The following is a 14,069-nucleotide window of genomic DNA, read 5'->3' on the forward strand; positions in this document are numbered from 1 at the left end:
AATGCCAGAAGGTCATAAACGATCCCTTAATATCCACATGCAAATTAATGAGACGTAAAATTCCGGGACAGTGCATGATTCGCATTATCAGGCTGATATTAAATGGCTAATTCTCGTTAACCATATTTGCGACGTATTACCTTGACGCATTTCAAACCGTCACTGCGTGAACCTAAAAAAGATCCGCCCCACGACGGGACATCAAATTCGGTCCGGAGAGGCACGCACTGGACGAAAATTTCATCGATACATCAAATAATAGAGATTGACACTTGCGCGCCATGATATATCGCCAAGCTACATTTTGTTATCCTGGGTTGCGTGAATTTACACATGGCAGGTTTGCTCAAGGCGGTTGGCGGTTTGGTGATTGGTATTGCGATCCTGTTCGGGATTGCGACGTTGTTTAGTGGAAGTGCAGCGGGCGTAGCGGCGGGGCTGATAGGCGCCCTTTCCTACGCTTTTAACGGCGCCGTGATTTTTGCCCTTGGACTGATGCTCGAACATTTGGAGGCAATTCGCCGCGAATGTGACAGGCAATCTGACATGCTGACGGATTTGCTCCGCAAAATGCCGAAGACGGATGCGTCCCCTCGAGAGCCCGGCGTCTCCCAACTTGATCAGCTTGCAAAATCAAGTTTCAAATTCAGAGATATCTAGACACGGGGGGCGCGACACCGCCCGATACCGGCGCTGCCTCAGCCCTTGCCGTAAAAAGCTAAAGCAGATCCTGCAGGAACGGGATCAGCGGCTCATCGGCCGGCGGCATCGGATAGTCGCGCAGGGCCTGCGGCCGTACCCATTTGATCGCCTGCCCTTCCCGGCCATGCGGGATTCCTTCGTAACGCCGGCAGATATAAAGCGGCATCAGCAGATGGAAGGTTTCGTAAGTATGGCTGGCGAAGGTCAGCGGCGCGAGACAGGCGATTTTCGTCTGGATGCCAAGCTCTTCCTGAAGCTCGCGCACCAAGGTCTCCTCCGGCGTCTCGCCAGACTCGACCTTGCCGCCGGGAAACTCCCAGAGGCCGGCGAGCGATTTTCCCTCGGGGCGCTGCGCCAGAAGGATACGGCCGTCAGCGTCGATGAGCGCGCAGGCGGCCACGAGAACGATCTTTCGGCCAGCCTCGTTCATGCAGCCTCCGGCGGTCGCCAATAGCAATAACGATAGGCTTCGCGGAAACCGAAACGAACGTAGAGCGCCAAAGCCGGAGCATTGTCGGCGCTGACCTGCAACCAGGCGGTCTTGGCGCTGCGCATCCGGGCCCAGCGAAGCGCCGAAGTCAGGATCTCGGCTCCGAGGCCCTTGCGCCGATGCTGCTGCGAGACGGCAACCGACATGACGCCGGCAAGATCGTTGTCCTGCACGCAAAGCGTTGTCGCCACCGGTCCGGCATCATCATTTTCGATGACAAAGAGGCCCGATGGCGGCTTGATGCCGCTCACCACCTCGGCCAATGCCGGCTTCAGAGCCGGATCAGCCTCATCAACGATGAGGCTCGCATCGACAAAGCGGCCGACATCGTGGCTCGGCAGATGATCCAGCATATCAGGCAATTCGAGATCGACGAGATTGGCGGTCATGACGATCGTCTCGTCGAAACACGTCCAGCCGCGCTCCCGTAGGAGATCGATGAGCTTCGGCGAGGCGAGCGGCGTCTCGCGCACGACCATAGGCCTGCCATAGGCTTCGAACTTGCGCTGCGCTTTTGCCAGCCGGATCTCGAGATCGCGATGATCGGAGGGATCGAGCGGCACGACAGAATTCAGCCGCTTCGACGGATGACCCGCCGTCAGCCGGATTTGCCAGCTGCCATCATATTGCACCGACGAGGCGGGCCAGGCCCGGAAACCGACGGCTTCCAGCCTGCGCACCAAGGGCAGCTTGTTTATCGTGGACTGCGCATGCATCAGCTAGGTATCAGCTCCGGTAGTCGCCATTGATGGCAACATATTCCTTGGTAAGGTCGCAGGTCCAGACCGTTGCGCGGCCATTGCCGAGGCCAAGATCGACCTTCACGGGAATATCCTGCTGCTTCATGACATTAGAGGCGGCTTCTTCCGAATAGGAAGCGTCACGCTCACCGTTGACTGCGACGCGGACATCGCCGAACCAGATGGCGAGCTTGTCGCGATCCGCCATTTCGCCCGCCTTGCCGACAGCCATGACGACGCGGCCCCAATTGGCGTCTTCGCCGGCGGCGGCGGTCTTGACCAACGGCGAATTGGCGATCGAAAGCGCGATGCGCTTGGCAGCCGCGTCGTTTTCGGCGCCCGTCACCGTAATTTCGAGCATCTTGGTCGCGCCTTCGCCGTCGCGAACGACCTGGATGGCAAGATCCTTCAGCAGCTCGTTAAGTGCCGCCCGGAAACCGATAAGCTTCGGATCGTCGGCGCGATCGATATGCGCCTGACCATCAGCCGCGGCAGTGCCGGTGGCGAACAGCATCAAAGTATCGGAGGTCGAGGTATCGCTATCGACCGTCATCGAATTGAAGCTCGGGCCGACGCCTTCGGACAGCAGCGTCTGCAGCACGGCAGAAGAAATATCGGCATCGGTGACGACGAAAGAGAGCATCGTCGCCATATCGGGTGCGATCATGCCGGCGCCCTTGGCAATACCGTTGATCGTGACCTTGACGCCGCCGATCTCGGCGGTGCGGGTCGCGACCTTCGGATAGGTATCCGTGGTCATGATCGCCTTGGCGGCCTCGAACCAGAAATCGCTTGTCGCATCCTTCGCCATCGTATCGAGCACACTGGCGAACTTGCTGGCGTCAAGCGGCTCACCGATGACACCGGTGGAGGCGAGATAAACTTCGTTTTCACCGCAACCGACGGCAGCCGCCGCGGACTTGGCGGTCAGTTCCGTCGCCTGGCGTCCCTTGAGGCCGGTGAAGGCATTGGCATTGCCGGAATTGACGACGACGGCGCGCGCGCTGCCGTGCGCCAGGTTCTTCCGGCAGAAATCGACCGGAGCCGAAGGGCACTTCGAGCGGGTGAAGACGCCCGCTACGGCGGCCGGCTTGTCGAAGACCATCAGCAGGACGTCGGTCCGGTTCTTGTACTTGATGCCGGCGGAGGCCGTGGTCATGCGCACACCGCGAAGGGCGGGCATGGATACAAAGGTTTTGGGAGCGAGCGGAGAAACGGAACCGGACATGAGACCCACCTGGACGAGCATGATGCCGAAAAGTGTAGGCGGTTTTCGGATTACATCATGCTCTGCTTTTTAATTCTGGAGCGGATTCAGATTTTAGGTCGTATCGACCTAAAATCATCCGGCTCCAGTGAAGGGCCCGGAAAATCCGGGCCCTGATTGTTTGACTGCTGTCAATTACTGCTGCGGCTGAGCGTCGGGCGCTGCCGCACCGTCGGCAGGCGCAACTGCATCGTCGGCCGGTGCTGCATCCTGCTGCTTCTGCGCGTCGTCATAAGCCTTGCTGAGCGCCGGATCGTTGATGACGACCTTGGTATCCTGCTTGGCCTTGTTCAGGAGTTCAAGATACTTGTCGCGCATGACGAGCTGACGAACCTGGTCCTTGACCTGGTCGAACGGCGGAGGAGGAGCATTGCGCTTGTCTTCAACCTTGATGATGTGCCAGCCGAAATCGGTCTTAACCGGGGTCTTCGTGTAGGTTCCGACCGGAAGCGCGAAAGCCGCGTCCTCGAATTCCTTGACCATGCGGCCATGGCCGAAATAGCCGAGATCGCCGCCGTCAGCCTTGTTTGGATCCGTCGACTTTTCCTTGGCAAGTGCGGCGAAATCCTTGCCGGCATCGAGTTCCTTGATGATCGCCTTGGCTTCATCCTCGGTCTTCACGAGAATGTGGCGGGCATGAACCTCTTCCTGCTTCGGCAGGGCTGCGACTTCCTTGTCGTAACGAGCCTTGACTTCATCATCCTTGATGGCGTCGGCGACGTGAGCCTTGAAATAGGCATTGTGCAGCTCGCGGTCGCGCAGATAGGCCATGTGAGCCTGGAAGTCCGGCGTCTGATCGAGCTTCTCGGCAGCGGCCTTCTGCGACAAAAGCTTCACATCGACCGAAGCCGAGAGTGCTGCGACCTTCTTCTGGTCATCCGGAAGCTGGCCGAGCTGCGGATCGAGATTGGCGATTGCCAGATCGAGTTCGGATTGATGGATTTCGACATCGCCGACCTTGGCGACAACGGGGTCCTTGGCATCGGCCGCGAAGACCGGAGCCTGGAAGGTAACGATTGTTGCGAAAGCAACCGCAGCAAGCTTGTTATACTTCAACATAAAATAACCCTTCGGTGATCTCGACCGGCTCGACAGATGTGAATCCGGCGTGAAAAAGCCTTCAGCAGGAGAATGTGGCCTTTCTGTATCGGCCAAATCCCGTTGACATCAATCGACCCCCCTCTTATCTGTCACGCAACCTCGCGTCCAGAACAGTTTCCGGCCGTTTTGTGCTATACTCCCGTTTTTTTCGGGAATGGATCAAGCAGGAAACGGCAGGATGAAATCTCAGAAAGGACCAGTCACATGGTCAGCCTAGGTGGAATTGCCCGCAAGTTGTTCGGCTCGTCCAACGACCGTCGGGTTAAATCGTTCCAGCCGAAAGTAGCCGCAATCAACGCGCTCGAGCCGGAGATGCGTGCGCTGTCCGATGAAGCTCTGGCCGCCAAGACGGTTGAGTTCCGCCAGCAGCTCGCGGACGGCAAGACGCTGGACGATATCCTCGTGCCGGCCTTCGCGGTCGCTCGTGAAGCGTCGCGCCGTGTTCTTGGCATGCGACCCTTTGACGTGCAGCTCATCGGCGGCATGATCCTTCATTCCAATGCCATCGCTGAGATGAAGACCGGTGAAGGTAAAACTCTGGTTGCCACCCTCCCGGTCTATCTGAACGCGCTGGCCGGCAAGGGCGTCCATGTCGTTACCGTCAACGATTACCTGGCGCAGCGCGACAGCGGCACCATGGGCCGCCTGTACAGCTTCCTCGGCCTGACGACGGGCGTCATCGTCCACGGCCTGTCGGATGAACAGCGCCATGACGCCTATGCCTGCGACATCACCTACGCCACCAACAACGAGCTCGGCTTCGACTATCTGCGCGACAATATGAAATATGAGCGCGCTCAGATGGTTCAGCGCGGCCATAGCTTCGCGATCGTCGACGAAGTGGACTCGATCCTGGTCGACGAAGCGCGCACGCCGCTGATCATCTCCGGTCCGCTCGACGACCGCTCCGATCTCTATATCACCATCGACGCCTTCATTCCCCGCCTGGCGAAGGAAGACTATGAAATCGATGAAAAGCAGCGCTCGGCCAACTTCTCCGAAGAAGGCACCGAGAAGCTGGAAAACATGCTGCGCGAAGCCGGCCTCTTGAAGGGTGAATCGCTCTACGACGTCGAGAATGTCGCGATCGTCCACCACATCAACAACGCGCTCAAGGCGCACAAGCTGTTCCAGCGCGACAAGGACTATATCGTGCGCAACGGTGAAGTCGTCATCATCGACGAATTCACCGGCCGCATGATGCCAGGCCGCCGTTATTCGGACGGCCAGCATCAGGCGCTGGAAGCCAAGGAGCATGTGCAGATCCAGCCGGAAAACCAGACCCTGGCGCAGATCACCTTCCAGAACTACTTCCGCATGTACGAAAAGCTCGCCGGCATGACCGGTACGGCATCGACGGAAGCAGAGGAATTCGGCAACATCTACGGTCTCGACGTGATCGAAGTGCCGACCAACCTGCCGATCCAGCGTATCGACGAGGACGACGAGGTCTATCGCACGCACGCCGAGAAGTATAACGCCATCATCAATGAGATCCTCGACGCTCACAAGCGCGGCCAGCCGGTGCTGGTCGGCACGACGTCGATTGAGAAGTCCGAACTTCTCGCCGACCTTATGCGCAAGCGCGGCTTCTCCAATTTCCAGGTTCTGAACGCGCGCTACCACGAGCAGGAAGCCTACATCGTCGCCCAGGCCGGCGTTCCGGGCGCAGTGACGATCGCCACCAACATGGCCGGCCGCGGCACCGACATCCAGCTCGGCGGCAACCTCGAAATGCGAGTCGAGCGCGACCTGCACGAAATGGAACCCGGTCCGGAGCGCGACGCGGCCATTGCCCGCATTGCCGAAGAGATCAAGGAACTCAAGCAGAAATCGATCGCTGCCGGCGGCCTCTACGTCATCGCCTCCGAGCGCCATGAAAGCCGCCGTATCGACAACCAGCTGCGTGGCCGTTCCGGCCGCCAGGGCGACCCGGGCCGCTCGAAATTCTACCTGTCGCTCCAGGACGACCTGATGCGCATCTTCGGTTCCGACCGCATGGATGGCATGCTGCAGAAGCTCGGCCTCAAGGAAGGCGAAGCGATCGTCCACCCCTGGATCAACAAGGCGGTTGAACGCGCCCAGAAGAAGGTCGAGGCCCGCAACTTCGACATCCGCAAGAACGTTCTGAAGTACGACGACGTATTGAACGATCAGCGCAAGGTCATCTTCGACCAGCGTGTCGAGCTGATGGAATCCAAGGACCTCTCCGAATTCGTCGGCGACATGCGCCACGATGTCATCGAAGATCTCGTCGCCAGACATATTCCAGAGCGCGCCTATGCCGAACAGTGGGATGCCGACGGCCTGAAGACGGCTGTCGCCAACTTCTTCGATCTCGACCTGCCCATTCATGACTGGGTCAAGGAAGAAGGCATCGGCGAAGACGACATCCGTGCGCGCCTGACGGAAGCGGCTGAAAAGGCTGCGGCCGAAAAGGCTGAACGCTTCGGCCCTGAGATCATGACCTATGTTGAGCGCTCCATCGTGCTGCAGACGCTGGACAATCTGTGGCGCGAGCACATCGTCAACCTCGATCATCTGCGCTCGGTCATCGGCTTCCGCGGCTACGCCCAGCGCGATCCGCTGCAGGAATACAAGGCCGAAGCTTTCGAGCTGTTCCAAGCACTGTTGAACAATCTGCGCCAGGCCGTGACCGCGCAGCTTTCGCGCGTCGAACTGGTGCAGCAGCCGGCCGAGCCGGAGACGCCGCCGATGCAGGCCCGTCATATCGACGCGACAACGGGCGAAGACGAATTCTCACCATTCACGCTTGCAAGTGAGAGCGCTGTGGCACCGGAAAATCGCGATCCGCGCAACCCGGCAACCTGGGGCCGCGTCGGCCGCAACGAGGCCTGCCCCTGCGGCTCCGGCAAGAAGTACAAGCACTGCCACGGCGCCTTCGAAAGCAGCGAAGTGGTCTGAGCCTCGCAAACCGACAGCAATGAGCAAAAATGCCGCCTTCGGGCGGCATTTTTGTTTGCAACGATCAGGGACTACAACAATTCGCCGATAGGCGCCGCCGACAACCATTTCAGCACGCCCACCGCGTTCAGACAGCGGAATGCGGATCCTCATTGTAGAGATGCACCGGGTAGCCCGGTCCAATGACGTCAAGCACCCGATCGAACCAGGCCCTAAGCGCGGGGTAGTCGGCAAGATCCAAGCCGCAATCCGCCGCCCTATGGGCATAGGCGTAAACCGCGATATCCGCGATCGAGAACTCCTCACCAACGAGGAACGGCGTGTTCTTCAACCCGCGCTCGAGCGCTGCAAGCGTACGAAGGCTGCCGGCGCGCTTGGCTTCCGCCAAAACGGCATTGAGCTCGAGCCGTCCCGTGAGCGTCCAGAAGCGCAGCGTACCGATGACCGGTTCGACATGATACTGCTCGAAAAACAGCCATTGCATGACCTTGGCATGTCGATAGCGATCCGCCGGAAGAAACCGCGTGCCTTCAGCAACATAGGTGAGAATAGCGTTCGATTCCGCAATCGTTCGCCCATCCTCCAGTTCGAGAACGGGGATGCCTCCTGCCGGATTGAGATCGAAAAAGGCGTCCGTGCGCCCCTCCCCCTCGAAAATGGACACCAGGCGGGTCTGATAGGGAATATCGAGCAATCCGAACAGAACCCTGGCCTTCCAGCCATTCTGCGACGGCAAATAATCGTGAAGTGTGAGCATGAAATCCTCCTCCAATAGACCCTGGATTCTACATGCCGACCAAACCTCCGCCACCCGTTTCCTGCGACGGCTCTCTGAGTGGTGCGGGCATGAACTCCTCGCAGCCAACGGTTGCTTTTGCACTCACCCGACAGACAACCGACCGCATGCATGACCCCTGACATTTAACTATCGAAAGAACCGATTCTTAACTCTCCTCTGCCAAGACTAACGCGAGTTTGGGATCATACTTAAAGTATTGCGTATCGATCATGGCGGTCTTTCAAACAGCGGAAAGAATGTTGCCGTCCGCATTGCGGGCCGCGCTATCGCCGTATCTACGCAAAGTCGCCGCTATGCTTACCGGCCGGGACGAAAAGGCAGTTTCACAGCGCATGGCGCTGATCGCCTTCACGATCCGCGTTGCAGGCGCCGCCCTCGCCTTTCTCTCGCAGATCATCCTGGCCCGCCTGATGGGGCGGTTCGAATACGGCATCTTCGTCTTCGTCTGGGTGCTGATGATCCTGTTCGGCAATCTCGCCTGCCTCGGCTTCCCGACCGCCATCATCCGCTTCCTGCCCCAATACGATGCCAACGGCAATCATGATGCCATTCGTGGCTTGAATGCCACGGCACGCCTGTTCGTGGTCGCCGTTTCGGGCAGTCTGGCACTGATCGGCGCGCTGCTGCTCTTCGCCTTCCGCGGCATGGTCGAACACTATTACGTCATGCCGGTTTTCCTCGGTCTGATTGCCGTGCCGATGATCGCGCTTGGAGACGTTCTGGACGGTACGGCCCGCGCCAAACACTGGCCGATCATGGCTCTCAGTCCGACCTTCCTCATTCGCCCGACGCTGATCCTGCTCTTCATGGTAATCGCCATACTCGCCGGCGCGCCACGCGATGCCGTTACCGCCATGGCGGCGGCGCTTGCTGGCGCCTTCACCAGCGTCCTGCTGCAATATCTTGCGGTGACGCTCCGTCTGCGCCGCCATTATCCAAGCGGCCCGAAAACGACTGAATTCAGCACTTGGACAGCCGTCGCCCTGCCGATTTTCCTAGTCGAAGGCGTGGGCTACCTGCTCACCAATTCGGACGTCATCGTCGTCGGCATCTTCCTCGATCCGGATGAAGTCGCCGTCTATTTCGCGGCGGCAAAAACGATGGCCCTGGTGCTCTTCGTCTCCTTCGCCGTCAGGGCCGCCATTGGCCCGCGCTTTGCCGCCATTCTTGCTGAAGGTGACCGGAGCAAGCTCGCAGCCTTTGCCACGGAGGCGACGCGCTGGTCCTTCTTTCCGGCGCTTGCCCTCGGCCTCGTGGTGCTGGCGGCAGGGCAACTCCTGCTTTCACTGTTCGGCGCGGCCTTCACCGAGGGCCAGATCGTGATGGCGATCCTGCTTGCCGGCATTCTCGCAAGAGCGCTCGTCGGCCCTGCTGAAGTGCTCCTGACCATGGCGGACAAGCAGATGCTTTGCGTCTATCTCTATGCTGTGGCGCTCATTGCCAATGTCGGCCTGAACGTTGCGCTCATCCCGCATCTCGGCATCGAAGGAGCGGCGATTGCCGGAGCGGTCGCCATGGCGATCGAAGCCCTGCTCCTGCACATCGCCGTGCGCCGTGCGCTCGGCATCACCCTATTCGCCCTTATCCGGCGTCCTGCAGCGCCATCGGCAACGAGGGCCCTCTGATCATGGCACGTCCACCCTATACCGAAACCACCGACAGCCAAGTGAACGCCCTGACGCATACGCTCGCAGCGCTGCATTTCGAAGCGCCGAAAGCCGAGGCTCGCGTCGAGGTCGGCCGGGCCGGCCGCGAATTCTGCCTCTATCCCGGCAAGCTCGGCTACGAGCTGCAGGATGAGCTGGACTTCCTGTCCAACCGTGCCATGGAGCCGAACGTCTTCTTCTCCGGCCGCTTCCTCGCGCCCGCCATGCCCCGCCTTGAGGATCGGCAGGTGCGGCTGGCACTGATGCGCGACAACAGCAGCACGCGCAGCCGCATCCGTCTGCTGATGCCCTTCACCATCGACAAGCCGGGCTTTGCAATAGGGCCGTCCATTATCCGGGTCTGGTCGAACTCGTTTGGCCCACTCGGCACACCCTTGCTCGACGCCGAGGATGCCGGCGAAACGCTCGACAACCTCCTCGAGGCGCTCTCCCGGCCGGAACTGCATCTGCCGAGCACGCTCGTATTGCCGGATGTTCGTCTCAACGGTCATTTCGTCCAGATGGCCAAGGTCATCGCCATCGGCCGGAACCTGCCGATCGCCGTCGCCAACCCATTCCAGCGTCCGATGCTCCAGAGCAATGACGACGCGCTTACCTATCTCAAGCGGACGATTTCCAACGCGCACTTGCGGGAAATGCGCCGGCAGTGGCGGCTGCTGGAAAGCCTGGGCGAAGTCACCTACAGCGTCGCGCGCCAACCCCGCGATATTCATGGGCGCATGGAAGAATTCCTGGCGCTGGAAGCAAGCGGCTGGAAGGGAAAGAAGCGCTCGGCGCTGGTCACCGATCGTCACCATGCCGCCTTCGCCCGCGAGGCAATTTCCAACCTCGCAGCCATCGACGCGGTGCGCATCCATACCATCGATCTCGACGGCAAGGCTATCGCCTCGATGATCGTACTCATTATGGGCGGTGAGGCCTATACCTGGAAAACTGCCTATGACGAGGCCTATGCCCGCTTTTCGCCGGGCAAGCTGCTGATGGGCGAGCTGACGGAATGGCATCTGGACGATGCCAACGTCGTCCGCTCCGATTCCTGTGCCGTGCCGGATCATCCAATCATGAGCCGCTTCTGGCACGAGCGTGAAGAGATGGGCACGCTCATCATCGGCCTGACACCGAACGGCGACCGCGACGTCCGCCAGGTTACCACGCAGCTCCATATGTATCGCAGCACCCGCAACATGGCGAAGCTGCTGCGCGAAAAGATCCTGTCGCTTACGAAGCGCTGACCTCGGCGATCGCCCGCTCGCGCAGCAGGCGGCGGATCACCTTGCCCGAGGTCGTCAGCGGCAGAGCATCGACAAATTCGATCTCGCGCGGATATTCGTGCATGGAAAGCCGGGTCTTCACCCATTCGCGGATTTCGGCCGCAAGTGTCTCGCTCGGTTCGCGGCCGGGCACGAGCACGACATAAGCCTTGACGATTTCCGTTCTGACCGCGTCCGGCTTGCCGACGGCCGCCGCCATCTGCACCGCAGGATGGCCGCCGAGGCAATCCTCGATCTCGCTCGGGCCGATGCGATAGCCCGACGAGGTGATGACATCGTCATCGCGGCCGACGAAGGAAATATAGCCATCCGCATCCTGCCGGCCTATATCGCCGGTCAGCAGCCAATCATTGGCGAATTTCGCCTCCGTCGCCGCCTCGTTCTGCCAATAACCCAGGAACATCACCGGATCGGGCCGCCTGATCGCGATCTGCCCCGTCTCGCCCACGGGAACCTCATGGCCATCAGCATCGACGATCGCGACATGATGGCCGGGGGCAGGCTTGCCCGTCGCCCCGCCGCGGCTGACGCCGAACGCCTCGCTGGAGGAGAGCACGAAATTGCACTCCGTCTGGCCGAAGAATTCGTTGACGCTGACACCAAGCGCGGACCGCGCCCATTCGAAGGTTTCACGGCCGAGCGCCTCGCCTGCAGACCCTATCGTGCGCAGCTTCAGATCATAATGCGCCCGCGGATTGTCGACGGCCTTCAGCAAACGCAGCGCCGTTGGCGGAATGAAGGCATTGCGCACCTCCATCTCAGCCATGATGCGGAAGGCCATGTGTGGATCGAACTTCTGCCCGGGGGAGGAAACGACGGGAACGCCGAGCATCAGGCTCGGCAGCAGCGCATTCAGGAGACCGCCGGCCCAGGCCCAATCCGACGGCGTCCAGAGCCGGTCGCCGGCTTTGGGAAAGCCCTCATGGGCGAATTGCATGCCCGGAATATGCCCCGGCAGCACGCGATGGCCATGCAGCGCGCCCTTGGGTGGGCCGGTCGTGCCCGAGGTGAAAATCATCAGGGCCGGATCGTCCGGGCCGGTATCGGCGACCGCAAACAGCGGCGGATGCGCCGCCACCAGATCGGCAAAGCCGGAAACGCCCTCTTCGCCGCCATCGATGCTGATCACTTGCGCCAGTTCCGGCAATCGGTCCCGGATCGGACGCAGCCGTTCGAGGCCGAACCGGTTGGTGACGATGGCCGATGCCCCGGCTGCCCTCAGCCGGTATTTCAGCGCCTCGGCGCCGAACAGCAAGGCCAGCGGCAACGCGATCGCGCCCATCTTGTAGATCGCCACATGCGCGACGACTGTCTCAAAACTCTGCGGCAGCAGCAGCGCCACCCGATCTCCCGCCCGCACCCCGAGCGCGACGAGCGCATTGGCGAAAGAGGCCGAGCGATCGCGCAACTCACCATAGGTCATGGAAAAGTGATTGCCGTTGGGATTGAAATGCTGAAGGCAGATCCGGTCGGGCTCGCATTCGGCCCAGGCATCGCAAACAGCATGTCCCATGTTGAATTTCGCCGGAATCTCCCAACGAAAGTCACGATAGAGGGCTTCATAAGTATCACGCGGGGGCAATTTCATGCGCAGTTCCAGAAAATGGTGCGGTGCAGCTAACACCTGTCGCCTCTGGGGTTCAAGGAAACATTTGAAATCACCGTCTTCCCCCGGGCGCGAATCGCCTTATTTATTGAGGAATACTTCGAAGCTCTTCACGAATTCATGCGTCGACCGACGGCGACTTTGCCCGTCGATTTGCTTTTCGCGGCGCACCCATCCCATCGCCCTTCTGACGATGGGCCTCCTTGTAGCGAATGATCGAATGGACGGAGAATAGCGATGGAATACGTAAAGCTCGGCAGGACCGGCCTTGAAGTCTCACGCATCTGCCTGGGTTGCATGACCTATGGCGATCCCAACAAGGGCACGCACGCCTGGTCATTGAAGGAGGAGGACAGCCGCCCGCTGCTGCGCCAGGCGATCGAAGCCGGCATCAACTTCCTCGATACGGCCAATACCTATTCCAACGGTTCGTCGGAGGAGATCGTCGGCCGTGCCATCAAGGATTTCGCCCGCCGCGACGATATCGTGCTCGCCACCAAAGTCTTCAATCGCATGCGCCCCGGCCCGAACGGCGCCGGTCTGTCCCGCAAGGCGATCTTTGACGAGATCGACAACAGCCTTCGCCGCCTCGGCACCGACTATGTCGATCTCTACCAGATCCACCGCTGGGATTATACGACGCCGATCGAAGAAACGCTGGAAGCGCTGCATGATGTCGTCAAGGCCGGTAAGGCCCGCTATATCGGCGCTTCCTCCATGTATGCCTGGCAGTTCGCCAAGGCGATCTACACCTCCCGTCTCAACGGCTGGACGGAGTTCGTCAGCATGCAGGACCACCTGAACCTGCTCTACCGCGAGGAAGAGCGCGAGATGCTGCCCTTCTGCGAGGACCAAAAGATCGCCGTCATTCCTTGGAGCCCACTTGCTCGCGGCCGCCTGACGCGCGACTGGGACGAGGCGACAGCCCGCACGGAGTCTGACGAATTCGGTAAAACGCTTTACACCCAGGCACTCGAAGCCGACCGTAAGATCGTCGATGCCGTCGGCGCGGTCGCCAAGGCACGCGGCATCCCGCGCGCGCAGGTCGCAACCGCCTGGATCTTGCAGAAAAGCGCCGTCACTGCCCCGATCATCGGCGCTTCCAAGCCCGGCCACATCACGGATGCTATCGCCTCTCTGGAAGTCAAATTGACGTCGGAAGAAATCGAAACGCTGGAATCACCCTATGTCCCGCATGGGGTTGCTGGGTTCAAGTGAACCGGGATTTTGGAGCTGCCCAGGTTGGGCTGGTGATATTGCGGCTGGCTGCCTGGCCCCTCACCCCAGCCCTCTCCCCGCGCGCGCAGGGGTATCGCATATGGTGCGGATGAGCATCCTAAGCTCCTTCTCCCCTCGGGGAGAAGGTGGCCCGAAGGGTCGGATGAGGGGGCTATCGATTTGAATTCATGGATTTTCGTGCGTTTAGCAGGCACCCCCTCATCCGCCGGACGGCACCTTCTCCCCAAGGGGAGAAGGGGACGCGACAACAACTTCGGGTCAT

The 14,069-nt window shown here is 60.2% G+C and carries 11 protein-coding genes; 5 read left to right on the forward strand and 6 right to left on the reverse strand.

What is annotated here, in order from left to right; genetic code table 11:
* Positions 1 to 333 precede the first annotated feature (333 nt).
* Positions 334 to 660, forward strand: coding sequence for a hypothetical protein (locus tag FBZ99_RS28585; RefSeq protein WP_069612952.1), 327 nt, complete (start codon positions 334 to 336; stop codon positions 658 to 660).
* Positions 661 to 718: 58 nt separating this feature from the next.
* Here FBZ99_RS28585 and mutT read toward each other — a convergent pair whose 3' ends face one another.
* The 4 genes from mutT to FBZ99_RS28605 form a co-directional block, all read right to left on the reverse strand.
* Entirely contained in the window at positions 719 to 1,132 is a 414-nt protein-coding gene (mutT, locus tag FBZ99_RS28590) for an 8-oxo-dGTP diphosphatase MutT (RefSeq protein WP_113354198.1), read from the reverse strand.
* Entirely contained in the window at positions 1,129 to 1,908 is a 780-nt protein-coding gene (locus FBZ99_RS28595; protein ID WP_113354199.1) for a GNAT family N-acetyltransferase, read from the reverse strand. The genes mutT and FBZ99_RS28595 overlap by 4 nt, the downstream gene beginning before the upstream one ends.
* Before the next feature lie 10 nt (positions 1,909 to 1,918).
* Positions 1,919 to 3,160 carry a bifunctional glutamate N-acetyltransferase/amino-acid acetyltransferase ArgJ gene (gene argJ, locus FBZ99_RS28600; RefSeq protein WP_145636252.1) on the reverse strand — a complete coding sequence of 414 codons (1,242 nt, stop codon included), beginning with the start codon at positions 3,158 to 3,160 and terminating at the stop codon, positions 1,919 to 1,921.
* 174 nt (positions 3,161 to 3,334) lie between these two features.
* Positions 3,335 to 4,258 carry a peptidylprolyl isomerase gene (locus FBZ99_RS28605; protein WP_069612949.1) on the reverse strand — a complete coding sequence of 308 codons (924 nt, stop codon included), beginning with the start codon at positions 4,256 to 4,258 and terminating at the stop codon, positions 3,335 to 3,337.
* 246 nt (positions 4,259 to 4,504) lie between these two features.
* On the opposite strand from FBZ99_RS28605, the gene secA reads away from it, so the two are divergent.
* Positions 4,505 to 7,225, forward strand: a complete 2,721-nt coding sequence (secA, locus tag FBZ99_RS28610; RefSeq protein WP_113332346.1) for a preprotein translocase subunit SecA — start codon at positions 4,505 to 4,507, stop codon at positions 7,223 to 7,225.
* Between the two features lie 127 nt (positions 7,226 to 7,352).
* Here secA and FBZ99_RS28615 read toward each other — a convergent pair whose 3' ends face one another.
* A complete protein-coding gene (locus tag FBZ99_RS28615; protein WP_113332347.1) occupies positions 7,353 to 7,982 on the reverse strand; it encodes a glutathione S-transferase family protein in 630 nt (209 codons plus the stop codon).
* A 251-nt stretch (positions 7,983 to 8,233) separates the two neighbouring features.
* Here FBZ99_RS28615 and FBZ99_RS28620 point away from each other — a divergent pair, with 251 nt between their 5' ends.
* Both FBZ99_RS28620 and FBZ99_RS28625 read left to right on the forward strand, forming a co-directional pair.
* The gene (locus FBZ99_RS28620) at positions 8,234 to 9,649 is read left to right on the forward strand and encodes an oligosaccharide flippase family protein (protein WP_145636254.1); all 1,416 of its coding nucleotides are present in this window, start codon (positions 8,234 to 8,236) and stop codon (positions 9,647 to 9,649) included.
* A 2-nt stretch (positions 9,650 to 9,651) separates the two neighbouring features.
* Positions 9,652 to 10,923 carry a GNAT family N-acetyltransferase gene (locus FBZ99_RS28625; protein ID WP_113354202.1) on the forward strand — a complete coding sequence of 424 codons (1,272 nt, stop codon included), beginning with the start codon at positions 9,652 to 9,654 and terminating at the stop codon, positions 10,921 to 10,923.
* Here the strand turns inward: FBZ99_RS28625 and FBZ99_RS28630 are convergent.
* Complete coding sequence (locus FBZ99_RS28630; RefSeq protein ID WP_145636256.1) at positions 10,910 to 12,550, reverse strand: AMP-binding protein; 1,641 nt, start codon at positions 12,548 to 12,550, stop codon at positions 10,910 to 10,912. The two genes, FBZ99_RS28625 and FBZ99_RS28630, sit on opposite strands and share 14 nt — an antisense overlap.
* A 255-nt stretch (positions 12,551 to 12,805) precedes the next feature.
* On the opposite strand from FBZ99_RS28630, the gene FBZ99_RS28635 reads away from it, so the two are divergent.
* Positions 12,806 to 13,786 carry an aldo/keto reductase gene (locus FBZ99_RS28635; RefSeq protein WP_145636258.1) on the forward strand — a complete coding sequence of 327 codons (981 nt, stop codon included), beginning with the start codon at positions 12,806 to 12,808 and terminating at the stop codon, positions 13,784 to 13,786.
* The last annotated feature ends 283 nt before the right edge of the window (positions 13,787 to 14,069 follow it).

The sequence above is a fragment of the Rhizobium sp. ERR 1071 genome, assembly GCF_007828675.1.
In the GTDB taxonomy this organism is placed as follows: domain Bacteria; phylum Pseudomonadota; class Alphaproteobacteria; order Rhizobiales; family Rhizobiaceae; genus Rhizobium; species Rhizobium dioscoreae.

Excerpts from the sequence above, each read along its gene's own strand:
- FBZ99_RS28585 (WP_069612952.1), top strand. The coding sequence starts at position 334 with ATGGCAGGTTTGCTCAAGGCGGTTGGCGGTTTGGTGATTGGTATTGCG.
- mutT (WP_113354198.1), bottom strand. The coding sequence starts at position 1,132 with ATGAACGAGGCTGGCCGAAAGATCGTTCTCGTGGCCGCCTGCGCGCTC.
- FBZ99_RS28595 (WP_113354199.1), bottom strand. The coding sequence starts at position 1,908 with ATGCATGCGCAGTCCACGATAAACAAGCTGCCCTTGGTGCGCAGGCTG.
- argJ (WP_145636252.1), bottom strand. The coding sequence starts at position 3,160 with ATGTCCGGTTCCGTTTCTCCGCTCGCTCCCAAAACCTTTGTATCCATG.
- FBZ99_RS28605 (WP_069612949.1), bottom strand. The coding sequence starts at position 4,258 with ATGTTGAAGTATAACAAGCTTGCTGCGGTTGCTTTCGCAACAATCGTT.
- secA (WP_113332346.1), top strand. The coding sequence starts at position 4,505 with ATGGTCAGCCTAGGTGGAATTGCCCGCAAGTTGTTCGGCTCGTCCAAC.
- FBZ99_RS28615 (WP_113332347.1), bottom strand. The coding sequence starts at position 7,982 with ATGCTCACACTTCACGATTATTTGCCGTCGCAGAATGGCTGGAAGGCC.
- FBZ99_RS28620 (WP_145636254.1), top strand. The coding sequence starts at position 8,234 with ATGGCGGTCTTTCAAACAGCGGAAAGAATGTTGCCGTCCGCATTGCGG.
- FBZ99_RS28625 (WP_113354202.1), top strand. The coding sequence starts at position 9,652 with ATGGCACGTCCACCCTATACCGAAACCACCGACAGCCAAGTGAACGCC.
- FBZ99_RS28630 (WP_145636256.1), bottom strand. The coding sequence starts at position 12,550 with ATGAAATTGCCCCCGCGTGATACTTATGAAGCCCTCTATCGTGACTTT.
- FBZ99_RS28635 (WP_145636258.1), top strand. The coding sequence starts at position 12,806 with ATGGAATACGTAAAGCTCGGCAGGACCGGCCTTGAAGTCTCACGCATC.